The sequence below is a fragment of the Pseudomonas sp. NFACC46-3 genome (assembly GCF_900114515.1).
GTDB classification, from domain to species: domain Bacteria; phylum Pseudomonadota; class Gammaproteobacteria; order Pseudomonadales; family Pseudomonadaceae; genus Aquipseudomonas; species Aquipseudomonas fluorescens_Q.
The window spans coordinates 1-26,984 of the sequence record NZ_FOTH01000016.1 but is presented as its reverse complement, the minus strand read 5'-3'; the positions used below and the strand labels follow the sequence as shown (position 1 = coordinate 26,984).

Here is a 26,984-nt window from a genome sequence, read left to right as displayed (position 1 = left end):
TGTGAACCTGTCCGAGGAGAAGACGTGGACTCGCGATTGAATGCTTTTCTTGAGCGTGCCGATGCCGTGCTGGCCCGGATCGAGCCTTTGCTGCCGGCGCCCCGGCCCACCATCGATTGGACCCAGACCCTGGCCGCCCGCTGGCAGCGTGACGGCCGTAGCGGCTACCTGCTGCCGCTGCAGGTCAGCCTCGACATGCGCCTGTCTGACCTGATCGGCGTGGACCGCCAGGTCGAACAACTGGGCCGCAACACCCGGCAGTTCATCGATGGCATGCCTGCCAACCATGCCTTGCTCTGGGGCTCGCGTGGCACCGGCAAGTCGTCCCTGGTGCGCGCCCTGTTGGCTGAACATGCCCCGCATGGCCTGCGCTTGATCGAGATCGAACGCGACCACCTGGCCGATCTGCCTCGGGTGGTGGAGCAGGTTGCGAAACTGCCCCAGCGCTTCGTGTTGTTCTGCGATGACTTGTCGTTCGAATCCGGTGAAGGCGATTACCGCGTGCTCAAGAGCGTGTTGGATGGATCCCTGGAGCAGGCGCCGGACAACGTGTTGCTGTATGCCACTTCCAACCGTCGTCACTTGGTACCGGAGAAGGAAAGCGACAACGAGAACTGGAAACGGGTCGACGGCGAACTTCATCCCAGCGAAGCGGTAGAGGACAAGATCGCCTTGTCCGACCGCTTTGGCCTGTGGCTGTCGTTTTATCCGTTTACCCAGGAGCATTTCCTTAACGTGGTGGAGCACTGGATCGGCGAATTGGCAGCCAAGGCTGAGCTGGCCTGGCAGCGCGACGAAGCGCTGGATGTACTGGCGGTGCGCTGGGCGACCGGTCGCGGCAATCGCAACGGACGTTGCGCTTATCAGTTTGCCCGCTATTGGGTAGGCCTGAAATTGTTGGAGCACAAGGCATGATCGATTTGAAGGGCACCGGAGTCGGCCTTGACGGCTACGCGTTGTTATCGGCACAACTGGAATCCTTGCTGGCCGATGAGCGTGACTTCATCGCCAACGCCGCGCAGTTCTCGGCTTTCCTGTCCAGTCAGCTGGACGACCTGAACTGGGCCGGTTTTTACCTCAATCGCAACGAAGAGCTGGTCCTGGGACCGTTCCAGGGCCAGATCGCCTGCGTGCGGATCCCCTTTGGCCGCGGCGTGTGCGGTACGGCGGCCGCGACCCGGCAGACCCAGCGCGTCGAAGACGTCCATGCCTTCGCCGGGCACATCGCCTGCGACAGCGCGTCGAACAGCGAACTGGTGGTGCCGCTGGTCAAGGACGGGCGCCTGATCGGCGTGCTCGACCTGGACAGTCCGAAACTGGCGCGTTTTACCGAGCATGATCAAGCCGGCATCGAGCAGTTGGCCGCGATATTCCTGCGCCTGACGGATTGCTGATCATACCTTCAACCCTGCCTTGACCAGCAGGCCGTGGGGATCGATTTCATCGATCTGGTGCGGGTCGAGGAACTGGTTGGCGTAGCTCAGGTAGATCTTTTCATCGATGAACAGCCCGAACAGCTCGGGATCGATATGGGCGTCACGGCACATGGTGGCCATGATGCCCAGGGCTTCGCTCAGTTTCTTCGCTTTCTTGTAGGGGCGGTCGGCTGCCGTCAGCGCTTCGAAAATGTCGGCAATGGCCATCATGCGCGCCGGCAGGCTCATCTCTTCGCGTTTGAGACGCTTGGGATAACCGCTGCCATCCATCTTCTCGTGATGACCGCCAGCGATCTCCGCCACGTTGTCCAAGTGGCTGGGAAAGGGTAACTGGCTGAGCATCAGGATCGTCTGCACCATGTGATGGTTGATGACGTAGCGCTCCTCGCGGGTTAGCGTGCCTCGCGTGATGCTCAGGTTGTAGAGCTCGCCGCGGTTGTATTTCCAGGCCGGTACGTCGAGCTGGAAGCCCCACGGATTTTCCGCCGGGATCAGTTCGGCTTCGTGGTGTTCGAGCAGGTGCTCGGGCTTGTCTGCCAACAGTGGCTCAGTGACCGGTAGTGTCGGCTTGGGCGTGCGGGCCTGGCGCCGGTTTTCTTCCCAGGAAACCCCCAGGCGATCATCGAGGGTTCGGGTCCACGGGCGTTGCGCGATGTGTCGCAGGCGCTGCAGATCGGCTTCGGCCATGGCTTCGGAGCCCAGGTTGCAGCGGGCGACGAAGGCAAAGTCGTCATCCAGGGCCGTCAATGTCGCGTCGCGCTGTTGCGCCAGGGATGACGGCTCGCCGCCGCTTGCCACGGCCTGCCAATAATCGACCCAGGCGTCGCGCTTGAGCACCTCGAAGCGGGTGCGTATCTCGTGGATCCGGTCGTTCAGGGTTTCCAGCTTGGTGGCCTTGTCGACCACATATTCGGGGGTGGTGACCTTGCCGCAATCGTGCAGCCAGGCGGCGATGTGCAGGGCTTCCCATTCGTCCTCGGTGGGCCGATAGGTTTCGAATGCCGGTACCTGGCTGGCAGCGGCCGCCTGGGCGAGCATCAGGGTCAGGACCGGCACCCGCTGGCAATGGCCGCCCGTGTAGGGACTCTTGGCATCGATCGCGCCGGCCAGCAACTGGATGAAGGCGTCCAGCAACTGCTTTTGCCTGGCTTGCAGGCGCTGACCCTCGATGCTCACGGCGGCGGCACCGGACACGGCCTGCAGGAAGGCGATGCGGTCGGGCTGCAGTTTTTCCAGGTCGGCTTCGGTGCCGCTGTCGGTGATCAGCAGTACCAGGACGCCGACGGTTTCCTGGTGCCGATTGCGAAGGCGAATACCGATCAGATGGACGCGCGGCGAGTCCAGCTCCCGCAGGACGCTCTGCAGATCGGCCGCCTGTTCGAAGCCCAGGGAGGCCACGAGGTTGTCCGAGGTGGCCAGTTGCTGGAGCCATTGCGGGCTGTCGCCAGCCTGGAGCTCATGACTGCGTAACTTGAAGGCCTCGAGATCCCTGGGTGTTCCATTGATGACCAGCCCATACGGCTTGACCCGGTTGTCGTCGTTCTCGCGCAAGTAGATCAGGCCTGCCTGGGCCTGGCCGATTTTTACGGTTTCAAACAACACCCGTTCCAGCAACGGGGCGAAGCGGGTTTCGGCGCGCAGGCTGGCGGTGATTTCAAAGAAACTCGCCAGGGTCTCTTTCATGCGCGCCATCGACACGCTCAACTGATCGACTTCCAGCACCGGGGAGCGACGGGACACCGGGTAGTTGAAGTCAAAGCTGCGAATGGCATCGGCCTCCTGCACCAGTTCGCGCAAAGGCTTGACCAGGATCCTGGACGTCAGCCAACCCAGGGGCAGGCACAGCAGCAGCGTGGCGAGGGTGATGAGCGCGCCTTGCCAGCGCATGCGATAGGCATTGTCCAGCAGCTCATCTTCAGGGACCAGCAGCGCCAGTTCCAGGCCCTGGGGCCCGCCTTCCTGCATGTGGCTGCGAGAAACGATCCACTGGCGTCCATCCGCTTCCAGGCGCGTGGCATCGGTGTTGTCGTCGAGCGCAGCGGCGATGGCCAGGCTGAGGTCTCGGGCCTTGATCAGGCGTGCCGACTGGGCATCGGCGAGCAGCCGGCTGTTGTCGGGATAACCCACTGCGTTGCCCCTGGGATCGAGCAAGACGACTTCGGTGCCGGTGGTCACCTTGTGTTTGGCCAGGGTCTGGGACAGGGCCGCCAGGGTCAGGTCGGCGCCGATGACAGCCTGCTCGCCACTGCGCAGGGCGAGGGTGGTGCCGACGTTATGGGTGGAGAAAAAAACGTAGGGCTCGGTGGTGATCTGCTCGGTGCTGCCGGCGGCGCTGCGAAACCAGCTGCGGCTGCGGGGGTCGTAGGTTTCGTCGGCAATGTCCCGGCGCCCGATGAGCGTCAGCGTCTCGTCGTAGAACAGCGACTGGGAGTGAACCGGGCCTTGCTCGGTTGCCCGCTCCACGGTCCAGACTTGGTAGACCGCCTCGGCCGGTGCCTGCAGGGCGACTTTCAGGGCCGCGGTGCGCAATGGCCGGACCATCATGAAGTTGCCCTGATGATCGCCCAGGTACAACGATGCCAGGTTTGGGTTGTCCCGCAGTGCCTGGCTGAAGGGCACGAGCAGGGCCAGGCGTTGCGCCATCTGGGGAGTGCGCGTCGCCGGGTAGTCGGCCAACAGCCTCAACAGGTGGCGGATGGGTTCGTAGGTGTCGTACAGATCCAGGCGCACATCCTGTTCAATACGGTTGAACAGTTTCTCACTGCTGGACAGGATGATTTGCGTGGTTTGCCGGTAATTGAAAATCCCCAGCACCACCCCGGTCAGCAACAGAAGCAGGGTAAACATCACGCTGATGTGAACGTGCAGGGGGAACCGGCGTTTTTCCGGACGCGGTGCGCTGGGCATTGCAGTCACTCCAAGTGTCAGGGGGCGTTCTCGATGGTGTTCCCGCGTGCAGGGAAACCGATCGAGAACCCCCAGGTACGCACTGCTGAGCGAATAGCATAGTAAACGCTGGATTATTTTGCCTTGGCGATCTCCGTTTCGAGGGCCCGCTCCAGTTCGCTCATGGCTCGGTCGAGGGCGTCGATGCAATCGCTGATTCGCCTGGGCGCTTGCGCCTGGTGACAAGCGTGTTCCAGCGCCTCGCACCGCTGGATCAGTGAGGTCGCCTGGACGATGCGGGCGACGCCTTTTATCTTGTGCGCTATTTCGGCCAGTGCTGACCGGTTTGCGCTGTGGGCGATGTCGAGCAACTCCTGGCGGTCCGAGCGGCTGCTGCTGAGCAATTCGGCCAGCAGCCGTCGGTTGGACGACGGGTCGCCGCCGGTCAACGCCTGCAGGCTTTGTATGCTGAAAGCTGCCGGGCAACTGACGGGTTTGACTGCCTTGATCCATTGGCTCAAGGCGCTCAGGCTGATTGGCTTGAACAGGCAGTCGTCCATCCCAGCGTCCTGGCAGCGTTGTTTTTCCTCCGGTTGGGCATTGGCAGTGAACCCCAGTAGGGTGCAGGGCGGTCGTTGCTGCTCGGATTCATCGCGACGAATCGACCGGGCCAGTTCGTAGCCGCTCATGATGGGCATGTTGCAATCGGCGATGACCAGATCGAAGTGGTTCTTTTGCCAGACCTCAAGCCCGTGGGCACCATCATGGGCGACCTGGTAGTGATGGCCCAGGTATTCCAGTTGCTGCGACATCAGCAGGCGGTTGGCGGGATGATCGTCCACGATCAGGACGTTCAGGGGGGCCTGGGCCGTTTCGATGACCGGTTCAGGTGGGGGGCGAACCGGCGCCGTCGCCAGGACGGTCAGCTGCAGGCAGACCTGGACCTGGGTGCCGGTGCCGGGTTGGCTGTTCATGTGCAGGCTGCCGCCCATCATCCGGCACAGGTTACGACTGATCACCAGTCCCAACCCCGCACCGTTGCGGGCCATCCGGCTGGTGTTATCGACCTGGGCAAACGGCTCGAACAAACGTTGCAGGTCCGCCGGAGCAATACCGATGCCGCTGTCGTTGACCTCCAGGTGCATTTGCAGGACGTCGTCCCGGTCGGTTGGAGACAGCCGGACCTTGATCACTACCTGGCCCTGCTCGGTAAATTTGAGGGCATTGCTGATCAGGTTCGACAGCACCTGTTTGAACCGCAACGGGTCCATCAACACGTCAGGGCTGCCCTTGGCGGCGTCGAACTGCAGGGACAACGCCAGGTTTTTCTGCCGGGCCACGCCCTCGAATACCCGAATGACCGATTGCAGCAAGACCCTGAGATTGACGCGTTCGGGGGCCAGGCTCAGATGACCGGATTCGATACGGGCGATGTCCAGAATATCGCCTATCAGTTCGAGCATGCCGGAGGCCGACTCGTACGCGACTTCGATGGTCGAACGGTCTACACGGCCCTTATCGGCCTGTTTCAGGGCCAGCTCAAGCATGCCGATCACCGCGTTCATGGGGGTGCGGATTTCATGGCTCATGGTTGCCAGGAACGTGCTTTTGGCGCGGTTCGCGTCATCGGCCCGTTGCTTGGACGCGCGCAGCTCCTCGAACAGCTGGCGCCGCTCACTGATGTCGATCCAGCCGCCGATGATGCCTTGCACTTCGGCGGCGGAGTTTCGGTAGGGGAGGATCCAGTGATAGATCGTCAGTTGCCTGTCCCCGATGTGCAGGGGCCGGTCGACGATCAGGGCGGTGCCTTCGGCCATGACGCGTTGGTAGTCCGCCTGGTACTCCTGCGCTTCGAAGGCGTTGCTCATGGATCCTGGCATCAGGCTCTTGCCGATGACGTCTTCGCGTTTGACGTCGAACGTTTGCAGGTAGCTGTCGTTGCAGCTTTGCAGGATGCCGTTGCGATCCCTCACGTAGATGGGATGGGGGGTGCCGTTGAGCAGTGAATGCATGAATTCGAGTTGATCATTGAGGGCCAGTTCCGCCCGTTGGCGTTGCCTGATCTGGCGCTGCATGTAGGCGTTCCACGCCAGGGAAAACAGTAACAACAGGCCAACGCCCACGACGACCTGGAGGAACAGGCGGTTGTAGGTGCGCCAGGTGTGTTCCGAGGGCGAGACGTAACCGCGCCAGCGGTTGTTGATGACGCCCAGTTCGTCAGGGTCGATGCTGGTCAGGGCCTTGTCGAGGATGGCGTTCAACTCTGTGGCGTTTTTTGCCGTGGCCAGCGCGAACATGGCCTGTTGGGTGCCCACCGTGCTGCTGATTTGCAACCTGTCGCGCCACGCATAGGAGGAGATGAAGTAGTTGGCCATCACCTGCGAGTTCACGCTGCCGTCGACCTGGCCATGGGCGAGCATTTCCACGGCGCGCAAGGGGCCGTCCGTTTCGATGATTTGAAGGTTCGGGTACTGGCTGCGTAGCCATCCGATGACCGGATTGCCTTTGGCGATTGCCAGGCTGGCGTGGCCTAACTGATCGAGTGTCGTGGGCGTGTCGGACTGTTTGCGGGTCAGCAGGACGAACGAGCTATCGACGTAGGGGCGGCTGAACTTCAACTGGAGTTGTCGTTCACTGCTGGGCAAAAGTGCGGCGATCATGTCGGCTTGATCGTTGAGGACCGCAGCAATCATTTCGCTGTCGTTCTGGCGGCGCTGGATGTCCAGGCGCAGGCCGGTGCGCAGCCGGATCAGTTCCAGCAGGTCGGCACTGATACCGCGAAAGTCCCCCTCCGCATCGAAGAAGGTGAAGGGCGCGGAGGTTTCGTTCACCACCACCCGGACCACCGGATGCCTCGCCAGCCAGCGTTGCTCGCGGTCGGTCAGTTGTATCCTGTGGTCCGTGAGATACAGGTCGCTGCCTGCACTCCAGCGCTTGGAGATGGCGGCTTGCTCGGCAATGGAAACCTGGCTCAGCGTAGCGTTGATGACTTCCAGCAAGCGGGTGTCGCTACGCCGTACGGCGAAACCGAACCCATGGGATTCGTGTTTGCCGAAGCTGGCCATGCGGATATTGCTCAAGTAGCCCTTGTTGATCATGTAGTGGGTGGAAAGGGTATCGCCGAGAAATACATCGGCCTGACCGAAGGCGACGGCATTGATGGCGTTCTGGTAGGACGGGTAGGTGGTAATGAGTGCCTTGGGGTAGAGTTTTTCAATTTCCCGTAGCGGCAGGTAGTGATAAACCATGCTCAGCCGCAACCCCTCGAGATCCTCAGTCAGGGATCGGCTTTCATTCGTTCGGGTGACGAGAACGGGTTGGTCCACTGCGTACGGCGTCGACAGCACAATGTCGGGGTTGCGCGCCTCGAAACCGTTGGCGGTGCCAAGCATATCGATTTGCCCGTCCTTGAGTGCGGCCATGGCCGCCTCGCGGGAATCGAAGCGCAGGACTGTTATGGGCAGGTCGACGGCCTTGGCGATGATGTCGGCGTAATCAGCCGTCAGGCCTTCGTAGTCGCGTCCGCTGGTGGAAAGATCGAAGGGCGGGTAATCCGGGGCGGAAGTTCCCAGGACCAGCGCTTGCCGATCCTGTAGCCAGGCGCGGTGAACATCATCCAGCTTGACCTCGGTATGGGCCATGGACGAGCGGCCCAGCAGGGTATATTGCTCGGGCGCATTCGCTGCCGCCGTGAGCATTCCTGTATAAAACGCTGCGCTGATCAGCAGGAGACATTCGGTTATGCGTCTGAGCATCCTGTTTTTCTCACACCAGCGCGTTGCGCTTCGCCATTTCAATCAGATCGACCAACGACTTGACCTTGAGCTTCTGCATCAGCCGTTTCTTATAAGTACTGACGGTCTTATTGCTTAGAAACATTCCTTTGGCTATTTCCTTGTTGGTACGACCCTGGGCAAATAGTTGCAGCACCATCAGTTCCCGATCATTGACACTTTTGAAAAGGTCCAGCTCGATACTGCGTGGGTCATCCGGGCGTACCGGATTCAGCGCCTGGCTGGGAAAGTAGTTATAGCCGGACAATACTGCTTTGATTGCGCTGACAAGTTCGCTGAGGTCTTCCTGTTTACAAACGTAACCAGAGGCACCGGACTGCATGCATCGAATGCCGAAGAGCGTCGGCGACTGGGCCGTGAGCACCAGCGTCTTGAGCGGAGTGGTCATAGCGTTGAAGCGAGAGAGGATTTCCAGCCCGTCGAGTTTGGGAATGCTGATGTCCAGGATAACCAAGTCTGGCATGCATTCGCGCACCATTTGCATCGCATCGACGCCGTTGTCAGTTTCTCCCACGACCTTATAGCCCTCATGCTCCAGAAGCATGCGAACAGCGAGGCGGATGACCGGATGGTCGTCGACAATGAAAACGGAGTTCATGAATAAATTACCCTGCGAACTTGAATAAAGCGCGCACCTTAGCCCACTTACAACCAGGGCCGTACGAAGAGACGGGCATGCAACTTCAATTTCAGAAGTTTCCTACAAAAAAAGAGGCAAGATATTACGATGTAATCGGTTTTTTAGTAGGTGGATGGCAAAAAGAGATGGGAGGAGTTGGCAGTGTGTGAAGGGATATTTCTTTGATTGTGTTGGTTGTGCAAACAAAGGAAGCGTTTTTAATCGAGGTGTGTGTAAGCCATACATTATTTATCTACTTCAAACTCCCTGTGGCACAGCGCTACAGAATTCACATTCACCGCCAATCCCCTGTGGGAGCGAGCAAGCTCGCTCCCACTTTTTTCGAGGTGCTGCAAAGGGTGCCTTTTATTGGCGCGTGCGGCCGGTCATTTCCTGGGCCATTTCGCTGGCGTAGCTGTCGGTCATGCCGGCAATGAAGTCGATCATTCGCAGGAACGCGCCATGCAAAGGTCCATTGGGATCCGGCGCATTGTTCCCCAGCAGGTCGAGAATGCGGCGATTCTTGAACGAAGGCGTGCGGCCCCCATGCTGTTCAAGGGCCGCTCCGCAAAATCCGTTGAGCAGGATTTCCAGCGTGGTGTAGGCGCCGATTTCATGCAGGGTCTTGCGCTTGTCCTGGAAAATTTTCCGGCGCGCCATGTCCTTGGCATTCAACACGCAGCGTTTTGCCGGGCCGTGCATATGCTCCACGAGATCTCCTGGCAATGTGCCGGCAAGCAAGGCTTCCTGCTGTTCGACAAACGCCCGGGCGGCGGCGTTGGTCAGGTGTTCGATGGCCTTGCCCCGCAGGATCGCCAGTTTGCGTCGCCGCGAGTCCAGTGGCCCCAGCTGCCGGTAAGTGTCCGGAAGATCATCGCCCACCAGGTCCAGGAGCAGCGATTCCACCTGGGGGTATTCCAGGAGATCCATCTCCACGCCGTCTTCCAGGTCGATCAGCGCGTAGCAGATGTCATCGGCGGCTTCCATCAGGTACACCAAGGGATGCCGTGCCCAGCGTTGATCCTCGATCTGTGGCAAACCGAGTTTGTGGGCAATCTGCTCCAACAGTGGCAGTTCGCTCTGGTAGCAACCGAACTTGTGCTTCTTGTAGCCCAGCGAGTCCGCGTGGCGGGCAGTCCAGGGGTATTTCAAATAGGTGCCGAGGGTGGCATAGGTCAGCCGCGTTCCGCCGTCGAACTGATGGTATTCAAGTTGGGTGAGGACGCGGAATCCCTGGGCGTTACCTTCGAAGTTGAGGAAGTCGTTGCGCTCGGCTTCGCTCATTGCATCGAGCCAACCACGGCCGGCAGCCTGCTGGAACCAATAGCGGATAGCATCCTCGCCGGAGTGACCGAACGGCGGGTTGCCAATGTCGTGGGCCAGGCAGGCCGATTGCACCACCATGCCCAGGTCGCTTGGCTCGCACCAGTCAGGCAGGGCATTGCGGATGGTTTCCCCCACGCGCATGCCCAGGGAACGCCCGACGCAGCTGACTTCCAGGGAATGGGTCAGGCGCGTATGGATGTGGTCGTTGCTGGAGACCGGATGCACTTGCGTCTTGCGTCCGAGGCGGCGGAAGGCGCCGGAAAAGATGATGCGGTCGTGGTCCTTGTGGAAAGGACTGCGGCCCAGTTCTTGCGGACTGTGCAGCGGTTTTCCGAGGCGTTCGCGAGTCAGCAGGGTGTGCCAATCCAAGGCCGGTTGCTCCGTTTGATGGTGTCGGTGTCCTAGCTTCCCGGTTCGTGGGCTGCCCTGCAAGGCTTATAGGCCTGCACAGACTGGATACACAACCCTGTGTGGCGAGGGAGCTTGCTCCCGCTGGACTGCGAAGCAGGCCCATTTTTGTGAGTGCTTCGCACTCAAGCGGGAGCAAGCTCCCTCGCCACTGGGGCCTCAGGGTTTGCGCATATCTTTGGCCAGCTTGATCAACGGCAGCAATGTCGTTGCCAGGCGGATCAGGCCCGTCAAGCCACCGCCACCACCATTGCGGGTTCGTTTTCCGGTGATGAAACCGAGCAGGGACACCGCCGCCACACCCCACAGTGGCGCGTGCTTGATGCCGAAGCCTTCGTGCCAGCTTTGCGTCAAGCCGCGTGCCCGGTGCAAGGGCTGCAGCAACTGGCGTGTTTCCTGGCGGATTTCCTGGCGGTGCATTTCCATGCGCAGACGCACCAGCGCCTTGCGCATTTCCTGTCGTGTCCGGGCTTGAGGAATATCAGGCAGGCTCATGGCAACAGGCGCTCCCGATCATTGGCCAGTTCTTCGAGGGTGGCGTGGAAAGGAGAGGACTCGTCGTAGATCGCCGCCTTGAGCCGAAGCCCGCAGAACAGCGCCGCCAGCAGATAAAACAGGCACAGGCCGATAATGCCGGCCAGACGATAGGTGTCCCATACCAGGATCAGTACCAGCGCCGAAAGCCCGACCAACAGCAGCAGGCCGAACACCAGCGCAAGGCCGGCGAACAGCAGGAGACTGACAGTGCGTGCCTTCTGTTCCTGCAGCTCCATGCCGAACAATTCGACGTGGCTATGCAGCAAGCCAAGGAACGCCGCGCCCAGGCGGCGTGCTGTAGTTTTTGTGCCCGCTTCGGACGAGCCGGATTCGTCGATACCCATCATCAGCGCCGTGTCGCCAGCAGACCAATCAGAAAGCCAACGCCTGCCGCAATGCCTACGGATTGCCAAGGGTTGGCCTGTACATATTCCTCGGTGGCGACCACCGCAGCCTGGCCGCGTTCGCGCATGGAATCTTCCGTCAGCTTGAGCGTTTCGCGGGCGCGCAGGAGGGTTTCGTGAATCTGGCTGCGCAGTGCATCGGCTTGATCGCCTGCCAGCGTCGCGGTGTGATCGAGCAACCGCTCCGTGTCGCTGACCAGCGTCTGGAAATCTTCCATCAGGGTTTCTTGAGCAGTCTTTGCCTGGGGTCTGGTCATCGGTGAATCTCCGTAAGTGACGTCTGAAACGTTCGAGTATGAGCCTTGCTGGAAGGTTCAGTACAAGTGACTGGTACAACTTTTGCTCAGGTTTTTGCCATGTACTGGTGCGTCAACCTGCGCCAGTGCGCTGAAGCTGGGCGAAAGCCCGAAAAACCTTAACCCAAATAATCAAAACCCGCGAAGCACCTCCAAGCGGGATTTCGTTTTGACCGTTCTTGCGCACCAAAGCGGTTCGTCGGCCTGCGTACGGCCAATGAGTCGTTTCAACTTGGTGCGCTCGCAAGGCTGGCGAACCGGTTTGGTGCTTTTTTCAACTTTTTCAGGTCTGCCCATACCATGGAAAATATGCAAAACGCCGTGGACGGTCTGGTCCACAGCTCCAACACGCTGTTCATCCTGCTCGGCGCGGTCATGGTCCTGGCCATGCATGCCGGCTTTGCGTTTCTTGAAGTGGGAACGGTCCGGCAAAAGAACCAAGTCAATGCGCTGTCGAAAATCCTCAGCGATTTCGCGGTCTCGACCCTGGCCTATTTCTTTATAGGCTATTGGATTGCCTACGGTGTGACCTTCCTGCAACCGGCGGCGGCGCTCAGCGTCGATCATGGCTATAGCCTGGTGAAGTTCTTCTTCCTGCTGACCTTTGCCGCTGCGATCCCGGCCATCATTTCCGGTGGTATTGCCGAACGTGCCCGGTTCGCACCGCAGTTGTGCGCCACGGTGCTGATCGTGGCGTTTGTCTATCCGTTTTTCGAGGGCATGATCTGGAACGGCAATTTTGGCCTGCAGGCCTGGCTGCAAGCCCGGTTCGGCGCCAGTTTCCATGACTTCGCCGGCTCCGTGGTGGTGCATGCCATGGGCGGCTGGCTGGCGTTGGCTGCCGTGCTCTTGCTCGGCCCGCGTAATGGCCGCTACCGGGACGGTCGCCTGGTGGCGTTTGCGCCTTCGAGCATTCCATTCCTGGCCTTGGGTTCGTGGATCCTGATTGTCGGCTGGTTCGGTTTCAACGTGATGAGTGCCCAGACCTTGCCCGGGGTGAGCGGGCTGGTGGCGGTCAATTCGTTGATGGCCATGGTTGGCGGTACCGTGGCGGCATTGATTGTCGGACGCAATGACCCGGGCTTCCTGCACAACGGCCCGCTGGCCGGTTTGGTGGCGGTCTGTGCCGGTTCCGACCTGATGCACCCGGTCGGTGCGCTGGTCACGGGGGCCATTGCCGGTGCCTTGTTTGTCTGGTGCTTCACTGCGGCCCAGGGCAAGTGGAAGATCGACGATGTGCTCGGCGTCTGGCCGCTGCATGGGCTGTGCGGTGTCTGGGGCGGCATTGCTTGTGGCGTCTTTGGCCAGAGCGCCCTGGGCGGCCTGGGTGGGGTCAGCCTGGTCAGCCAATTGATCGGCACGGCGCTGGGCGTTGTCGTCGCCCTGGTCGGTGGGTTCGCGGTCTATGGCGCGATCAAGGCCGTGCTGGGGCTGCGCCTGACCCAGGAAGAAGAGTATTACGGCGCCGACCTGTCGATTCACAGGATCGGCGCGGTCAGCCAGGACTGAGCGTCAAACTAGGGCTCCTTGTCCTGGTTGCCGGGATAAAAGCCATGGAGCAGGCGGTAGCGGTCATGACGAACCTGGTCCACATGATGCCGGACCTGCTGCTCGGGCAGGCCGAGCATGATCAAGGCGTGGGAGGCCAGCATCAGGCTCGACTCCAGCAGTTCCGGGACCACTTCGCTGGCCCCGGCAGCCTGCAACTCGGCCAGTTGGCTGTCGTCACGGGTGCGTACCAGGATCGGTACCTGGTGATTGACCTGGCGGGCCGCCTTGAGCACGGTGATGGCGATGTCGGTCTTGTCCACCGCGATCACCAGCAGTCTGGCGCGGCTCAAGCCAACGGCCGCAAGCAGGTCACCTCGTCGCGAATCCCCGTAATGCACGCAGTTTTCCCCGACGGTGGCTTCCCGGATAATCACCGGGTCGTCATCCAGGGCGACGAACGCCTGGCCTTCGCGACGCAGGAACCGCCCGATGGATTGACCGACGCGGCCGTAGCCGCAAATGACCACATGGCCCGACAGGCCGGCGTTGAGTGCGCTGATCTGGTCCAGTTGCGCCTCTTCGTTGGGTTTGCGATGCAGGCGCGCGGCGATGCGTGGCGCCGCACGCAGCAACAGGGGCGTCAGTAGCATCGAGCAGAAGGTCGCGGCCAGAAGCAGGCCGCTGATGTCGGCGGGCATGAGGCGGTTCTGCTGCATGAGGGCCATCAGGGCGAAGCAGAATTCACCGCCCTGGGCCAGCGCCAGGCCACTGCGCCAGGCGGTTTCAACGTCACTGCCGCGCCATTTCACCAAGATGGCGACCACACAGCCCTTGATGAGCATCAGGCCGATGGTCAATCCCAGGATCAACAAGCCGTCGTCGAGGAACAACTGCAGGTCGATCAGCATGCCGATGCTGACGAAGAACAGCCCCAGCAGGATATCTCGGAACGGACGTATGTCGGCTTCGATCTGGTGCCGGTAGTGGCTCTCCCCCAGCAGCATGCCGGCCAGGAACGCTCCCAGGGCTGGCGACAAACCGAGCAGGTGGGTCAGCCATGCCGTCAGCAACACGATCACCAGGGCCAGCAGCACGAACAGTTCCGCGGACCGGGACGCCGCCACCTCATGGAATAGCCGGGGCAACAGCAGTCGGCTAGCCAGCAGCAGACCACCGAACAGAACCAGGGTCTTGCCCAAGGTCAAGGGCAGTGCCCAATACCATGGATGGTCGCTACTGCCGGCGAATACCGGCACCAGGGTCAACAACAGCACCGCGACAACGTCCTGGAACAACAACACTCCGATGGCGTTCTGGCCATGGCTGCTGAAGATTTCTCCCAGGCTGGTCAACTCCTTGCTGACGATGGCGGTGGAGGACAAGGCAAGTCCTGCGCCGAGCAACAACGCGGCGATCACAGGGGCGCCGGCCAACGCCAGCAATCCCGCCAGGACCGCCCCTGAGCACAGCACCTGCAGGCTGCCGAGGCCGAACACGACCCGACGCAGTTCGAGCATTTTCGACAGGGAAAACTCCAGCCCCAACGAGAACAGCAGGAACACCACTCCGAGCTCGGCCAGGTCTGGCAGTTCTTCGCTGTCGTTGACCCAGTCCAGCGCGGTGGGCCCGACCGCCAGCCCGACGCAGAGATAACCCAACACGGGTGGCAGGCGCAGCCGTCTGAACAAGGCGATGACCACCAGGGACGAAGCAAGGATGATCAGCAGGTTGGCAAACAAGGGGAACTCCGTTTCAAGGCTACAACGCACAGCGTAGAGGGGAAAATGCGACAAGCGTCGCTGGAAAGGCATTGACGTTCAGTGATTTGCATCAGCGTTTTACCGAAACACCTTGAAGCGAGCCAGCGACTCGACGGTTTCCCGGGTCGGGCCTAGAATGACCGTCTATCTTTTTTGGGTCTACCCGCCATGCTTCCTGAATGCCAGTTGTTCGGCACCCTGGGGTGTCATCTTTGCGAAGTAGCTGAAGCTGAACTGATGCCTCTCGTCGAACATGGATTGTTGGTGGAGCTGGTGGACATTTCAGAACGCGAAGCCTGGGTGGACAGTTATGGGCTGCGTATTCCCGTGCTGCGCAGGCTGGATACCGGTGCCGAGCTGGACTGGCCCTTCGAGGCCGAACAGATCGTGAAGTTTCTCGGTTGAGCAGCTCATCTGTCAGTTCCTGATACTGCGGTTGGCGAAAGTATCGTGCTTCGGTTACTGTATGTGCATACAGTTATCTGGAGTGCATCCCCTTGGTCAATGTCGAACAACTGAAAAGCAGCGTGAACAGGATGTCCGCGGACGTTGTGCGCGAGGCAGTCCTGGAACTGCGCCTGGATGGCTTGGTTACCGAAGGCAAGACGCCCTTCAATAAACTGCATTTCAACACCTGTTTCGCCGAGATTGAAGCGTTGTTCCAGCGTGCCGGCTATCACAAACAGCTGGATGTGGTGGGTTACCAGGGCCTGTTGTACGCGTTGTACGATCCAGGTCGCTGGGAGGCGGTGGAAGTGCTGCGCTGGTTGAAGGAGTTCACCGAAGCTGCGGCAAAATCGACGTCGGTCACCACGTGAGCAATCATTGCTGGGCTGGCCTGTGCGACTGTCGGATAATACCGCCTCGCAAAAATGCCTAAGAGTTTTCAATGTCCGGTTCATCGTTTTCCGCCGCTCATCATCAGGCCAGTACGCTGTACCTGCCGCCCGGTTCCTGGCAGACGGTGCTGGAGTGCCTGTGCGAGCATTTCAGCGCCATCAGTCGCGAGCAGTGGCTGGACCGGATCGCTCGGGGTCGGGTATTGGACGGGGAGGGCAAGGCCATCCAGGTCGACCTGCCATACCGTGAAGGCCTGCGCATCCACTACTTCCGTGAAGTGCCCGACGAGAAGCCGATCCCGGTGGTGGAGTCGATCCTGTATGCCGACGAGCACTTGGTGGTAGCAGACAAACCGCATTTTCTGCCTGTCACTCCGGCGGGCGAATACGTCGAGCAAACCTTGTTGCGCCGGCTGATCCGGCGCCTGGACAACCCCCATCTGGTGCCCTTGCACCGCATCGACCGGCACACGGCCGGGCTGGTGTTGTTCTCGGCCAACCCGCACACCCGTTCGGTGTATCAGTCGTTGTTCCCGACACGGCAGATCGAGAAGCGCTACCAGGCCATTGCCCGCGCGTTGCCTGGGTTGACCTTTCCCCGGGTGCATAGAAGCCGGATGATCGATGGTGAGCCGTTCTTTCGGATGCAGGAAGGACCGGGCGAGCCCAATACCGAAACGGCCATCGAAGTGCTGGAAAGGAACGGCGAGTTGTGGCGCTATGGCTTGTATCCGGTCACGGGCAAGAAACACCAGTTGCGGGTTCACATGAATGCCCTTGGGGCGGGGATCTGCAATGATCCGTTTTATCCTGATGTGCTTCGGGATGTTGAGGATGATTACTCGAATCCTTTGAAGCTGCTGGCTCAAGGGTTGCGTTTTGTTGATCCGGTTACTGGCCTGAAACGTGTGTTTGAGAGCGACATTACGTTGCAGTGGTAGTCAGTGAACCCAGCTCCAAGGCGGTGAGTGGATTTGATTTTCCGTTTGGGGCATGGTGTGTATATCCGTTGCTGCGGTAACGGCTGCTTATGGTTCCGTCCTGACGGCGGGTCACTTTTGGAAGAAGAGCGCCAAAAGTGACCAAAAGCGCTTTGCCCCACCACTTGGTGCCTCGCCTAGGCTCAGCATGCCCTCACTTCGGCATTGCTCCGTGGGCCGAGGCCATCCATGGCCCAGCACGGCTATCCCGGCATCCATGCCGGGATGCCCATTGCGCAATGCCTGCGTTCGGCCAGCGTGGCTTAACGGGGCGTTCAGATCAAAATCCAAAGCAAGAGCAAGAGCAAGAGCAAGAGCAAGAGCAAGAGCAAGAGCGGGACATATGCCAGCATCTTCGGGGCTGAGCTACCGCTATCGCGAGCAAGCTCGCTCCCACAATGGTCCTGTGGTGAATATAAGACTTATGAACACCCAAGATCACCTGTGGGAGCTTGCTTGCGATGACATAGGCACATCCAACATCTTCACAAACTGATCCACCGCTTTCGCGAGCAAGCCCGCTCCCACAGGAGAAACGCGGTCCCACCTAAACCAGGTCGGCTATCAGGCCGCCTCGTGGTGGACGTTGATCTCGGCGCCCCGTTAACCACGCTGGCTGAACGAAGGTATTGCGCAGTGGGCAACCCGGCATGGATGCCGGGTTAGCCGCGCTGGGCCATGGATGGCCCTTCGCGGCGGCCCACGGAGCAATGCCTTCGTTCAGGCATGCCGAGCCTAGGCGAGGCACCGAGTGGTGGGGCAGGAGCGCTTTGGTTACTTTCGCGCTTTTCGAAAGTGACCCGCCGTCAGGGCGGAACCCTAAGTGGCCGTTACCGCAGCAACGGATATACACCCAAAACCAAGCCCAAAAAAAACGGCGCTCCCCTCTTCAGGAAGCGCCGTTTTTTCTAGCGACTTAGGGCAGCAGCGTTACAGATTACAAATCCTTAACGGTACGAACCTGATCCTTGTTCACGCGAGTCTGCTTGCCATCCAGTTGCTCGAATTCGTAGAAGCCGCTTTCTTCATCGTAATGAGGGGTATCGACGGCCTGGATTTCGCGACCGTCATTCAAGGTGATCACTGTTGGCGAAGCGCACCCGGCAAGGGTGGCGAGGCCCAGAGCGAGCATGAACGTGGCGAGGGTCCGTTGTGTCATGGTGTTTCTCCGAATGGATTCTTCAAGTTACTGACCTTCAGACGTATACATTGCGCGCAAGTTCCTGGCTAGTGTCAATCTGACACGCCTTTATGTCGGGCCAGTAACTCCGGGGTGTTCAGATTGGCCAGCCGTGGGTCGTCGGCAGGGCATTGCAAGGCAACGGCGTGCAACGCGCGCATAACCCGACCGGGGCTGCGTTCGCCGTCGCTCCAGGCTTTTTCGAAGCTCGCTGCCAGGGCCAATGGGATGACACACAGCAGAGGTTCCCAATGCTCGCCGTGCCGCACCATCAATGGCTGATCGGGGTGCTGGCTGGCCGTCCTGCGCATGTTGTCGAGCAGGCCTGCGTCGATCTGCGGCACGTCGCACGGTAGCACCAGCAAATACGGATGCTTCGCAGCCTTGAGGCCTGCCCGGATACCTGCCAGCGGCCCGGGAAAGTCGCCTTCCTCGTCATGCACCAACTGATCGGCATACGGTGCATAACGTTGCGCATTACGGTTGCAGGAAATGATCAGGTCATCGCTCAGGGCGCGGGTCTGGCGATGGATATGGGCAATCAGCGGTTCGCCTTGCCACTGCACCAGGCCTTTGTCCTGACCGCCCATGCGTTGCCCGCGGCCACCCGCCAAGAGCAGAATGGAGCAGGATGGCAGCGGCGTAATCGAGGTCATGGCGTGTCTCCGCACGGGCGCAAAAATGAAGCGCTGTGATATAACACCGGGCTGTTTCCTTCACAACTGGACGAGCCTATGAAAGCCAAGGCTGATGTACCTTTCGTGCCGCTCAATATCGCGGTGCTGACTGTCAGTGATACTCGTACCCTGGAAACCGATACGTCCGGGCAGGTCTTCGTCGATCGGCTCACGGCGGCCGGCCACAACCTGGCACAGCGGGTCCTGCTCAAAGATGATTTGTACAAGATCCGTGCGCAAGTCGCGACCTGGATTGCCGAAGACGTGGTGCAGGTGGTGCTGATCACCGGCGGCACGGGTTTCACGGGACGTGACAGCACGCCGGAAGCCGTCACGTGCCTGCTGGACAAGCAGGTCGATGGCTTTGGCGAGTTGTTTCGACAGATATCCGTGGCCGACATCGGCACTTCCACCGTGCAGTCCCGCGCGCTGGCAGGCCTGGCCAATGGCACGCTGGTGTGTTGCCTGCCGGGTTCGACCAACGCGGTGCGTACCGGATGGGATGGCATCCTGGCCGAACAGCTGGATGTGCGGCATCGGCCGTGCAACTTCGTGGCTCATTTGAAACAGGCAGCGCCTTGTGAATCCCGTGGGTAAACCGGGCAAGGCCGGGGCCTTGATGGCTGTTGAGGTCGCGTTGGAGCGACTGCTCGAGATGGCGGCTGCCACGCCGATTGTCCAGCGCGAGCATTTGCCTTTGGCCGCGGCGCTAGGGCGAGTGCTCGCCGAGGATCTGGTGTCGACCCTTGATTTGCCGCCATGGCCCAACAGCGCCATGGACGGCTATGCCTTGCGGTTGGCTGACTGGAGCGGCGAGCCGTTGACGGTCAGCCAGCGGATTTTTGCCGGGCAGGCCCCGGAGCCGCTGGCGGTTGGCACGTGTGCGCGGATCTTCACCGGGGCGCCAGTCCCTGCTGGCGCCGATTGCGTCGAGATGCAGGAAAATGCCGTGGTTGAAGACGACCAGCGGGTGCGGTTTACCGAGCCCATGGTCAGCGGGCAGAACATTCGCCCCCAGGGACAGGAGACCACCGTCGGCGAGCAGGTGCTTTCTGCCGGTACGCGCCTGGGGCCGATCGAGCTGGGGCTGGCAGCCTCCTTGGGCTGTGCCTCGCTGGAAGTGGTGCGCAAAGTTCGCGTCGCAGTCCTGTCCACGGGGGATGAGCTGGTCGAACCCGGTCAGGCGTTGGGCCCGGGCCAGATCTATAACAGCAACCGCGTGCTGCTGTGTGGCTGGCTGCAATGCATGGGTTGTGAAGTGATTGACGCGGGTATCCTGCCTGACGATTTATCGGCCACCCGCGAGCGCCTGGCACAGTTGTCTGATGTCGATCTGATCCTGTCCACCGGTGGAGTATCGGTGGGGGAGGCGGATTTCCTGGGCATCGCCTTGCGCGAGGACGGCGAGCTGGCGCTATGGAAACTCGCCATCAAGCCGGGTAAGCCGCTGACGTTCGGGCATTACCGTGGCGTGCCGGTCATAGGCCTGCCTGGAAACCCTGCCTCGACCCTCGTGACTTTCGCACTGCTGGCACGGCCCTACCTGCTAAGACGCCAGGGCGTTAAGTCGGTGGCGCCGCTCATGTTCAAGGTGCCGGCCGGTTTCGCCTGGCCGAAGGCTGGCAGTCGACGAGAATACTTGCGAGGCCGCATGGAGAATGGTCGAGCGATCATCTACCGGAATCAAAGCTCGGGTGTCCTTCGCAGCGCCGCCTGGGCCGAAGGGTTGGTCGAAGTGCTTGAGGGACGGACGCTGGTGGAGGGCGATGAGGTGGGTTTCATTCCCTTGAGCGAAGTCCTGGGTTAGCACCGTGGCAGGTGTCCTGCGGCCCGAGCCGGATCCTCGGGCCTTCACGCCTCTCACCTTCATCGTGTGAGCAGCATCACCACCTGATCGAATCGATTGTTCGCAATCCAGCCCAGCAGACCGAGCACCACCGCTGCAGCGCCAGCCGAATAGGCCAGCCTGTGGCGGATCACCTTTACGTCGGTGCGAATTTCATCCATGTCTTTGCGGATGTATTTGAGGTGGGTTTCCAGTTCAACGACGCGCGGTTCCAAATCAATTCCTCCAACGGGATTACTGCAACTTTTGCATGCGTTCTGAGTATTGGCCCGCCCGCCTCCAAGGGGAGCGCGCTGCTGGGGCAACAGCTTGTATTCACGGTTATGCATGGGACGGTTCATCCCCTTGGCCATAACTGTTCAAACGACTGATCCGGCCCCAGCGGGCCGTGACGTATCCATCCATGGGTAAGTGCTTCCTTGTGTGAAGAGGGTTTTAGCGTTCCAGCAAAACAGAAGGCCAAGGTGTCTCAATACCGCTAGAGGGTCAATTGAGCTGATTCGCCAGATCGTGTAAGAAAACTCTTCGAATCAAGACGTCCCGGTCGAACGAGCTGCCCTGCGGGTTTTTCCCGGGGGCAAGCCTCCCTGCTTTTTTAATAAATTGAGATGTTTCGGGCTTTTTCGCTCGAATGAGCGGTCCCATTTCCTGAACCTTCCAATGACGGAGACAACGATGAGCAAAGGCAAGGCGCTGTTGATTTTGCATGGCAAGCAAGCGCTCAACGAAGAGGTTCGCACGGCAGTGATGCTCAAGCGCGAGCAGGGCTGGGACCTGGCGGTACGGTTGACCTGGGAGGCCGGTGATGCCCAACGATGCGTCGATGAGGCGCTGGAGGCCGGTTATACGCGACTGATCGCCGGCGGCGGTGATGGGACCTTGCGTGATATCGCCGAAGCGATCGTCCTCCATTCGAGTGAAGCCAGCCTGGTACTGCTGCCGCTGGGCACTGCCAACGATTTCGCCCGGGCGGCTGGCGTTCCGTTGGAGCCTGCGCAGGCCTTGGATTTGCTCGACGTTGCGCCGCAGGCCGTGGATGTGGGGGAAGTCTGCGGTCGGATTTTCCTGAACATGGCCACCGGCGGTTTTGGCAGCCAGGTGACGGCGAACACTTCCGAGGATCTCAAGAAAGTCCTGGGAGGCGCGGCCTACCTGTTCACCGGCCTGTCGCGATTCAGTGAGCTGAGTGCCGCCTATGGTGAGTTGCAGGGCCCCGATTTCCACTGGCAAGGCGATTTGCTCGCGCTGGGCATCGGCAATGGCCGTCAGGCGGGGGGTGGCCACGTGCTGTGCCCGCAGGCGTTGGCCGATGATGGGTTGCTGGACATCAGCATCTTGCCGGCGCCTCAGGAGGTGGTCAGTACGTTGAAGGACTTGCTGGCGGGTGGCCTGGGCATCGACAACATGTTTGTCCGCGCGCGCTTGCCATGGGTGGAGATCAAGGTCGCGCAAGGCCTGGATATCAATCTCGATGGCGAGCCGTTGCAGGTAGACGCCCTGCGTTTCACTGTCCGCCCAAAAGCACTGAACGTGCACCTGCCGTCCGATTCGCCGCTGTTGGGTGGCGCGACGGCGCTCAATCGTCCAGGCTGATGATCTGTTCGCGAACCGCGAACAGCACAAGGCCGGCCACGTCATGGATCTGCAGGCGCTTCATGATTTGCGCCCGGTGGGTTTCCACGGTCTTGATGCTCAGGTTCAGGCCGTTGGCTATTTCCCGGGTGGACTTGCCGCGCACGATCAGCCGCAGTATTTCCAGCTGGCGTGCCGTCAGGTTATGAGTCCGGGCGGGGTCCGACTGATGCTTCTGGACGCGGGTCAGCGCCTGGTTGATCACGGTATGGGCGATGGCCGGGCTCAGGTAGCGTTCGTTGTTGCGCAGCGCCTCCAAGGCGTGTTTCAGCTCATTGGCGGTGGTGTCCTTGAGCAAATAGCCATGGGCTCCGGATTCCAGCGCCTGCATGATCAGCGCCGGATCCGTATGCATGGACAGGATCAGCACCTTGCTGTGGGGGCGCACCCGCTTGAGCTGTTGCAAGGCGTCCAGGCCGCAGGTGTCCTTCATGGAAATGTCCAGCAGCACGATATCGGGGTTCAACCGTTCGACCAGTTCGACCAATCGCGTGCCATCGCTGGCTTCACCAATGACGGCATAGCCCGGGATATCCATGACCAGCGCGCGCACGCCGGCCCTGATCAGGGAGTGGTCATCGACCAGGAGCAAATTACAAATCAAAGGAGAACCTTATTCTTACTGGCTCGTTCCAGGGCTCGCGGCGCCCAGGGAAAGCGTGCTTCGATGTGCGTGCCCTTGCCGGCCTCGCTGATGACCTTGAGGGTGCCGCCCAACTGTTCGACCCGCTCCGACATGCCGGCCATGCCCCGTTGGCCTTCGCGAGCGGGGTGGGTGGCCGGGACAAATCCCTGGCCATCGTCGCTGATCAGCAGGCTCAGGCCGTCAGGCAGGCGTTGCAAGCGTACCAGCAGATTCGTCGCCCGGGCATGACGCAAGATGTTGGTGACCGCTTCCTGGGTGATCCGGAACACCGCGACCGACATTTCCTCCGGGATGCCTGCCATGCGCTGTTGGCAATCGAGGCTCCACTTTACCGGGGCATTGGCCAGCGTCTTGAGCAGGTGCGCCCGCAGGCTGGCTTCCAGTCCGAGGCTGGCCAGTTGCCGGGGGTTGAGGATCGCCGATACGTCGCGAACCTTGTTGAGGGTTTCGTCCAGGGTCTCGCAGAGTAGCGCGCATTGGCCTTGCAATTCTTCCGGCATCCGCCGCTTGAGCCATTCGCCTTGCAGCTTCGCTGCGGTCAGCAACTGGCCAATGTCGTCGTGCAATTCGCGGCTGAGGCGATGGCGCTCGTTTTCCTGGACCTCAAGCAACCGGTCGGCCAGTTCCTGAGGCTGGAACTTGATGGATTTGCGTGACAATCGATGGTGGATCGCCACACAGGTCATGGCCGCGACATTCAGTACCAGCAGGCTCAACGGCACCGTGTAGGCGAACAGGTAGGCCAGCAGGCAGCCGAGGGTCGAGCAGATACACAATAATAATGTGAAGCGACGGGCGTTTTCTCGGGAGGGAGGCCAGGTGATGAATGACTTGAGGCTGGCGTACATAGCGGATGGAGCCAATGAATGTTCGCTGCGGGCTGGCCGGTCAGCGCATCTGACAGGCCCGGTCGGGTAAACGTTTCAGGTCGAGGGCAGCTTCGGTCGGCGGCTTTTACGGCGCTGTCTTGAAGTGGCTGACGCGAGAGATAGTACCACTTCACCTATCGTTGGTCGCGCTCGGCATGGCGCGGTGAAAGCGCTACGCACCAGGCACGCAGCACTGAGCCGGCATCGTCGCCTCAGGCTTGTTTCTGGGGGTAGGGTACCAAGGCCAGCGGACGTGACACTGCCGATGCCTGGTCGGGGCTCTGGCCTACCTGGAAAGCGAATGCCTCGATCAACGAGATCTGTTCACTGGTGTCCAGGCTCAACTGGCCGGTGGTGTGATCGACCAGTTCCAATTGCCAGGCCATCAGGGTTAAACAATCCTTCAGGGCGTCCAAGGCCTGGTCATGCAACTCCATGTGGCTTTGCGCGTGACTGAGCAAACCATGGATGTGCAGTGAAAACTCCGAAACGGCTTCTAACGCCAAGGCATTGGCCTTGTTCGACAGTTTCAGCAAGGTGCTGAGCATGCAATCGATGGCATCCTTGTCGTTGTTGATCAATTGCAGATGGCTCAGGCATTCCTCCGACTTGGCCAACAGCGTCTCGGCTTCGATCAGAAGCTCGGGAAGACGCTGACTCCAGTTCCTGCGATCGTTCGGCATGCTTATCTCCACAACATCATGTCAGGCGAAAGGAAACCGCTTATGGCGAACGGCTGGATCTCAAGGTCGACCGCGGTCGGACGCACGGCGACACATCCCTGCCGATCCGCGAAAGTGAATTCGCAAACAATTGCACGGGTGGGATCGGCCGAAGGACTGGAGGTCCGATGTCCTGTGGTCGCGCACAAAAGCCTGACTCCGTTCAGCAATGAGAATGGCGTCACATTAATGGCTATTGGATAACGGGAATATCAGGTTGGACCTGATTGTGCCTAGGGGAATCCCTTAGGCAGGGGAACTTTGCACACAAGCGAGGGTCGCGTGGCAGGGAAAAATCGCAGATGAAATCATGAAGCCAGTAAAGCATGATGTTAATGTGACATCAATGCCCCGCGCTTGTATTTTATCCGGGGGTCAAGATTCGGTCCGTCCAGCCGATATCTCATTCATTGGATTCATCCGAACAAGCCCAGGAGTCATCAATGGCCGGCATTCTCGACACAGTAGATCAACGAACCCAACTGGTGGGTGAGAATCGCCTGGAAATTCTCATGTTTCGCTTGGCGGGTCGACAGTTGTTCGCCATTAACGTGTTCAAGGTCCAGGAAGTGCTGCAGTTGCCGAAGCTGACCCTGATGCCGCAGCGTCACGCGTTCGTGTGCGGCGTGGTCAATCTGCGCGGCCAGACGTTGCCGGTGATCGACCTGTCCCAGGCCATTGGCATGCGTCCTTTGGTGCCGGGCCCCAACAGCACCATTATCGTGACTGAATACAACCGCTCGGTTCAGGCATTCCTGGTGGGCGGCGTCGACCGCATCGTCAACATGAACTGGGAAGCCATCCTGCCACCGCCGACCAGCGCTGGCCGTGAGCACTACCTGACGGCCATCAGCAAGGTGGACGATCAGTTGGTGGAAATCATCGACGTGGAAAAAGTCCTGGCCGAAATCGTGCCGTACAACGCCAAGGTCTCCCGGGACAAGCTCGAAGATCCGGTGCTGGAGCGCGCCCGTGGTCGCGAAGTGTTGCTGGTGGACGACTCCAACGTCGCGCTCTCGCAACTGCGCGATACCCTGGGGCAACTGGGCGTGAAAATGCACATCGCCAGCGACGGCCTCAAAGCCCTGAACATGCTCAAGGCCTGGGCCGATACCGGCGAGGTCATGACCGATAAATTGCTGATGATCTTCACTGACGCGGAAATGCCCGAAATGGACGGCTACCGGCTGACCACCGAAATCCGCAACGACCCGCGCTTGCGTGGGCTCTATGTCGTACTGCACACCTCGCTGTCCGGCAGCTTCAACGATTCGATGGTCAAGAAGGTCGGTTGCGACAACTTCCTCTCCAAATTCCAGCCGGACAAGCTGGTCGATGTAGTGCGCCAGCGGCTGATGCTCGACTGAAACCGATGGTGGTTTGCTTCAATGGCCGGCTCGTATAAGGTGGCATTTTTTCGCCACCAGGGAAGTTGACCATGTTGCGGCTGAGCGCGCTGTATCGGTATCCGTTGAAGTCCGGCAAGGGCGAGTCCTTGCAAGGGATCGGCCTGGACAAGCTCGGGCTGGACGGTGACCGGCGCTGGATGCTGGTGGATGAGGGCACAGGGCGTTTCCTGACCCAGCGAGCCGTGGCGAAGATGAGCCAGCTCTCAGCCTTGTGGAACGAATCGGGCGGCCTGACGCTCAGCGCGCCGGGCCATGGCGCCATCGACGTGCCGCTGCCGCCAGTGGTGGAGGAACAGCGGCGCGGGGTGATTATCTGGCGTGACACCTTGCGTGTGCCGGATGCCGGTGACGAGGCCGCGGCCTGGGTCAGCGAATTCATCGGCAATCCTACCCGCCTGGTGCATGTGCCGGTGGATCTGGCGCGTACCACCGCCGCCGGTTATGGCAAGGATGACGATAAGGTTGCCTTCGCCGATGGTTTTCCCCTGCTGCTGATTGGCCAGGCGTCCTTGCAGGACCTGTCGAGTCGGGTCGGTCGTTCGCTGGAAATGTTGCGCTTTCGCCCCAACCTGGTGGTCGAGGGCAGCGAGGCGTTTGCCGAGGACGGCTGGAAGCGCATTCGTATCGGCGAGGTTGAGTTCCGGCTGGTCAAGCCATGCTCACGTTGCATCATGACCACGGTCGATCCGCAAACCGGCGAACGCGATCCGAATCGCGAACCCTTTGCCACCTTGCAGCAGTACCGCTCGACACCGGACGGTGCGATGTTCGGTCAGAATCTGGTCAACGACAGCAACGGTCGGCTTGAAGTTGGCATGCCGGTTGAAGTGCTCGAATAAAAGGATCCGTAAACAAAAATGTGTGGCGAGGGGATTTATCCCCGCTGGGCTGCGATATAGGTAGTCCGTTCCTTGCTCCCCCATACTGATACTCGCTGGAGTCCGGTTGTTGCGAGGAAGGAACATGCACCTGCGAGCTACGAATAGGGCTGCAACGCATCTCGATGATTACTGCTTCACCTTCGAGCCCAGCAGGTGCGCTTGCGCCCTCTAACGAACACTCAGGGAAAGCCGGGCACGGCTCTCTATATCGCCTTCGCTGGACGCAAGCATGCATGTTCCTGCATGTACTTTAGCGTCTGTGGAGGTGTGCAATGCAAACGCTCTTGTCTCAGAAATTCACTGCTTATATCGGAATTGATTGGGCCGATACCAAACATGACGTCTG

At 60.2% G+C, this 26,984-nt stretch carries 25 protein-coding genes; 11 read left to right on the top strand and 14 right to left on the bottom strand.

What is annotated here, in order from left to right; translation table 11 throughout:
- Window positions 1-24: 24 nt before the first annotated feature.
- Complete coding sequence (locus BM300_RS16860) at window positions 25-915, top strand: ATP-binding protein (protein ID WP_092463379.1); 891 nt, start codon at window positions 25-27, stop codon at window positions 913-915.
- Entirely contained in the window at window positions 912-1,394 is a 483-nt protein-coding gene (locus tag BM300_RS16855) for a GAF domain-containing protein (protein ID WP_014337288.1), read from the top strand. Before BM300_RS16860 ends, BM300_RS16855 begins: the two co-directional genes overlap by 4 nt.
- On the opposite strand, the gene BM300_RS16850 is transcribed toward BM300_RS16855, so the two are convergent.
- From BM300_RS16850 to BM300_RS16820, 7 genes are all read right to left on the bottom strand, one after another.
- Window positions 1,395-4,343: an HD domain-containing phosphohydrolase gene (locus BM300_RS16850; RefSeq protein WP_092463377.1), complete on the bottom strand. Its 2,949-nt coding sequence runs from the start codon at window positions 4,341-4,343 to the stop codon at window positions 1,395-1,397. It abuts the gene before it with no gap.
- Window positions 4,344-4,456: 113 nt separating this feature from the next.
- Window positions 4,457-8,077, bottom strand: a complete 3,621-nt coding sequence (locus tag BM300_RS16845) for a transporter substrate-binding domain-containing protein (RefSeq protein WP_170862066.1) — start codon at window positions 8,075-8,077, stop codon at window positions 4,457-4,459.
- 10 nt (window positions 8,078-8,087) lie between these two features.
- On the bottom strand, window positions 8,088-8,714 hold the full coding sequence (locus BM300_RS16840) for a response regulator transcription factor (RefSeq protein WP_003199430.1): 627 nt from the start codon (window positions 8,712-8,714) through the stop codon (window positions 8,088-8,090).
- 387 nt (window positions 8,715-9,101) lie between these two features.
- Window positions 9,102-10,430 carry a deoxyguanosinetriphosphate triphosphohydrolase gene (locus BM300_RS16835; RefSeq protein WP_053183171.1) on the bottom strand — a complete coding sequence of 443 codons (1,329 nt, stop codon included), beginning with the start codon at window positions 10,428-10,430 and terminating at the stop codon, window positions 9,102-9,104.
- A 198-nt stretch (window positions 10,431-10,628) separates the two neighbouring features.
- On the bottom strand, window positions 10,629-10,964 hold the full coding sequence (locus BM300_RS16830) for a hypothetical protein (protein WP_092144803.1): 336 nt from the start codon (window positions 10,962-10,964) through the stop codon (window positions 10,629-10,631).
- Window positions 10,961-11,350 (bottom strand): phage holin family protein, encoded by a 390-nt coding sequence (locus BM300_RS16825; RefSeq protein ID WP_063322302.1) that lies wholly within the window; start codon window positions 11,348-11,350, stop codon window positions 10,961-10,963. Before BM300_RS16825 ends, BM300_RS16830 begins: the two co-directional genes overlap by 4 nt.
- Before the next feature lie 2 nt (window positions 11,351-11,352).
- Window positions 11,353-11,667, bottom strand: coding sequence for an ElaB/YgaM/YqjD family protein (locus BM300_RS16820; protein WP_092144801.1), 315 nt, complete (start codon window positions 11,665-11,667; stop codon window positions 11,353-11,355).
- A 339-nt stretch (window positions 11,668-12,006) separates the two neighbouring features.
- On the opposite strand from BM300_RS16820, the gene BM300_RS16815 reads away from it, so the two are divergent.
- The gene (locus tag BM300_RS16815; RefSeq protein ID WP_092463373.1) at window positions 12,007-13,215 is read left to right on the top strand and encodes an ammonium transporter; all 1,209 of its coding nucleotides are present in this window, start codon (window positions 12,007-12,009) and stop codon (window positions 13,213-13,215) included.
- Window positions 13,216-13,223: 8 nt separating this feature from the next.
- On the opposite strand, the gene BM300_RS16810 is transcribed toward BM300_RS16815, so the two are convergent.
- Entirely contained in the window at window positions 13,224-14,936 is a 1,713-nt protein-coding gene (locus tag BM300_RS16810; protein WP_092144797.1) for a cation:proton antiporter, read from the bottom strand.
- 189 nt (window positions 14,937-15,125) lie between these two features.
- On the opposite strand from BM300_RS16810, the gene BM300_RS16805 reads away from it, so the two are divergent.
- The 3 genes from BM300_RS16805 (at window position 15,126) to BM300_RS16795 (ending at window position 16,737) form a co-directional block, all read left to right on the top strand.
- On the top strand, window positions 15,126-15,362 hold the full coding sequence (locus BM300_RS16805; protein WP_063322298.1) for a glutaredoxin family protein: 237 nt from the start codon (window positions 15,126-15,128) through the stop codon (window positions 15,360-15,362).
- A gap of 92 nt (window positions 15,363-15,454) precedes the next feature.
- A complete protein-coding gene (locus tag BM300_RS16800; protein ID WP_063322297.1) occupies window positions 15,455-15,775 on the top strand; it encodes a hypothetical protein in 321 nt (106 codons plus the stop codon).
- 71 nt (window positions 15,776-15,846) lie between these two features.
- Complete coding sequence (locus BM300_RS16795; protein ID WP_092345813.1) at window positions 15,847-16,737, top strand: pseudouridine synthase; 891 nt, start codon at window positions 15,847-15,849, stop codon at window positions 16,735-16,737.
- Between the two features lie 976 nt (window positions 16,738-17,713).
- Here BM300_RS16795 and BM300_RS16785 read toward each other — a convergent pair.
- Together BM300_RS16785 and mobA are read right to left on the bottom strand one after the other, a co-directional pair.
- On the bottom strand, window positions 17,714-17,935 hold the full coding sequence (locus BM300_RS16785; protein WP_003199454.1) for a YgdI/YgdR family lipoprotein: 222 nt from the start codon (window positions 17,933-17,935) through the stop codon (window positions 17,714-17,716).
- Window positions 17,936-18,009: 74 nt separating this feature from the next.
- Entirely contained in the window at window positions 18,010-18,612 is a 603-nt protein-coding gene (gene mobA, locus BM300_RS16780; RefSeq protein WP_092222963.1) for a molybdenum cofactor guanylyltransferase MobA, read from the bottom strand.
- A 78-nt stretch (window positions 18,613-18,690) separates the two neighbouring features.
- Between mobA and moaB the strand changes: the two genes are divergently transcribed.
- Complete coding sequence (gene moaB, locus BM300_RS16775; RefSeq protein WP_063322294.1) at window positions 18,691-19,230, top strand: molybdenum cofactor biosynthesis protein B; 540 nt, start codon at window positions 18,691-18,693, stop codon at window positions 19,228-19,230.
- Between the two features lie 22 nt (window positions 19,231-19,252).
- Entirely contained in the window at window positions 19,253-20,440 is a 1,188-nt protein-coding gene (gene glp, locus BM300_RS16770; protein WP_170862069.1) for a molybdopterin molybdotransferase MoeA, read from the top strand.
- Between the two features lie 59 nt (window positions 20,441-20,499).
- On the opposite strand, the gene BM300_RS31430 is transcribed toward glp, so the two are convergent.
- On the bottom strand, window positions 20,500-20,808 hold the full coding sequence (locus BM300_RS31430; RefSeq protein ID WP_256575839.1) for a hypothetical protein: 309 nt from the start codon (window positions 20,806-20,808) through the stop codon (window positions 20,500-20,502).
- Window positions 20,809-21,154: 346 nt separating this feature from the next.
- Here BM300_RS31430 and yegS point away from each other — a divergent pair, with 346 nt between their 5' ends.
- A complete protein-coding gene (yegS, locus tag BM300_RS16760) occupies window positions 21,155-22,072 on the top strand; it encodes a lipid kinase YegS (RefSeq protein ID WP_092144789.1) in 918 nt (305 codons plus the stop codon).
- Here yegS and BM300_RS16755 read toward each other — a convergent pair.
- The 3 genes from BM300_RS16755 to BM300_RS16745 form a co-directional block, all read right to left on the bottom strand.
- The gene (locus tag BM300_RS16755; RefSeq protein ID WP_063322291.1) at window positions 22,056-22,715 is read right to left on the bottom strand and encodes a response regulator; all 660 of its coding nucleotides are present in this window, start codon (window positions 22,713-22,715) and stop codon (window positions 22,056-22,058) included. The genes yegS and BM300_RS16755 overlap by 17 nt on opposite strands.
- Window positions 22,712-23,605 carry a sensor histidine kinase gene (locus BM300_RS16750; protein ID WP_063322290.1) on the bottom strand — a complete coding sequence of 298 codons (894 nt, stop codon included), beginning with the start codon at window positions 23,603-23,605 and terminating at the stop codon, window positions 22,712-22,714. The genes BM300_RS16755 and BM300_RS16750 overlap by 4 nt, the downstream gene beginning before the upstream one ends.
- Window positions 23,606-23,838: 233 nt before the next feature.
- Window positions 23,839-24,309 (bottom strand): hypothetical protein, encoded by a 471-nt coding sequence (locus tag BM300_RS16745; protein ID WP_092144787.1) that lies wholly within the window; start codon window positions 24,307-24,309, stop codon window positions 23,839-23,841.
- Window positions 24,310-24,791: 482 nt separating this feature from the next.
- Here BM300_RS16745 and BM300_RS16740 point away from each other — a divergent pair, with 482 nt between their 5' ends.
- Both BM300_RS16740 and BM300_RS16735 read left to right on the top strand, forming a co-directional pair.
- Window positions 24,792-25,715 (top strand): chemotaxis protein CheV, encoded by a 924-nt coding sequence (locus tag BM300_RS16740; RefSeq protein ID WP_063322288.1) that lies wholly within the window; start codon window positions 24,792-24,794, stop codon window positions 25,713-25,715.
- 71 nt (window positions 25,716-25,786) lie between these two features.
- Window positions 25,787-26,596, top strand: a complete 810-nt coding sequence (locus tag BM300_RS16735) for an MOSC domain-containing protein (RefSeq protein ID WP_092222967.1) — start codon at window positions 25,787-25,789, stop codon at window positions 26,594-26,596.
- The last annotated feature ends 388 nt before the right edge of the window (window positions 26,597-26,984 follow it).

Bases quoted from the DNA above. Each gene is read 5' to 3' on its own strand.
- glp (WP_170862069.1), top strand. From the start codon at position 19,253: ATGGCTGTTGAGGTCGCGTTGGAGCGACTGCTCGAGATGGCGGCTGCC.
- BM300_RS16820 (WP_092144801.1), bottom strand. From the start codon at position 11,667: ATGACCAGACCCCAGGCAAAGACTGCTCAAGAAACCCTGATGGAAGAT.
- yegS (WP_092144789.1), top strand. From the start codon at position 21,155: ATGAGCAAAGGCAAGGCGCTGTTGATTTTGCATGGCAAGCAAGCGCTC.
- BM300_RS16735 (WP_092222967.1), top strand. From the start codon at position 25,787: ATGTTGCGGCTGAGCGCGCTGTATCGGTATCCGTTGAAGTCCGGCAAG.
- BM300_RS16815 (WP_092463373.1), top strand. From the start codon at position 12,007: ATGGAAAATATGCAAAACGCCGTGGACGGTCTGGTCCACAGCTCCAAC.
- BM300_RS16745 (WP_092144787.1), bottom strand. From the start codon at position 24,309: ATGCCGAACGATCGCAGGAACTGGAGTCAGCGTCTTCCCGAGCTTCTG.
- mobA (WP_092222963.1), bottom strand. From the start codon at position 18,612: ATGACCTCGATTACGCCGCTGCCATCCTGCTCCATTCTGCTCTTGGCG.
- BM300_RS16740 (WP_063322288.1), top strand. From the start codon at position 24,792: ATGGCCGGCATTCTCGACACAGTAGATCAACGAACCCAACTGGTGGGT.
- BM300_RS16845 (WP_170862066.1), bottom strand. From the start codon at position 8,077: ATGCTCAGACGCATAACCGAATGTCTCCTGCTGATCAGCGCAGCGTTT.
- BM300_RS16795 (WP_092345813.1), top strand. From the start codon at position 15,847: ATGTCCGGTTCATCGTTTTCCGCCGCTCATCATCAGGCCAGTACGCTG.
- BM300_RS31430 (WP_256575839.1), bottom strand. From the start codon at position 20,808: ATGCATAACCGTGAATACAAGCTGTTGCCCCAGCAGCGCGCTCCCCTT.
- moaB (WP_063322294.1), top strand. From the start codon at position 18,691: ATGAAAGCCAAGGCTGATGTACCTTTCGTGCCGCTCAATATCGCGGTG.
- BM300_RS16830 (WP_092144803.1), bottom strand. From the start codon at position 10,964: ATGAGCCTGCCTGATATTCCTCAAGCCCGGACACGACAGGAAATGCGC.
- BM300_RS16840 (WP_003199430.1), bottom strand. From the start codon at position 8,714: ATGAACTCCGTTTTCATTGTCGACGACCATCCGGTCATCCGCCTCGCT.
- BM300_RS16825 (WP_063322302.1), bottom strand. From the start codon at position 11,350: ATGGGTATCGACGAATCCGGCTCGTCCGAAGCGGGCACAAAAACTACA.
- BM300_RS16805 (WP_063322298.1), top strand. From the start codon at position 15,126: ATGCTTCCTGAATGCCAGTTGTTCGGCACCCTGGGGTGTCATCTTTGC.
- BM300_RS16855 (WP_014337288.1), top strand. From the start codon at position 912: ATGATCGATTTGAAGGGCACCGGAGTCGGCCTTGACGGCTACGCGTTG.
- BM300_RS16850 (WP_092463377.1), bottom strand. From the start codon at position 4,343: ATGCCCAGCGCACCGCGTCCGGAAAAACGCCGGTTCCCCCTGCACGTT.
- BM300_RS16750 (WP_063322290.1), bottom strand. From the start codon at position 23,605: ATGTACGCCAGCCTCAAGTCATTCATCACCTGGCCTCCCTCCCGAGAA.
- BM300_RS16785 (WP_003199454.1), bottom strand. From the start codon at position 17,935: ATGACACAACGGACCCTCGCCACGTTCATGCTCGCTCTGGGCCTCGCC.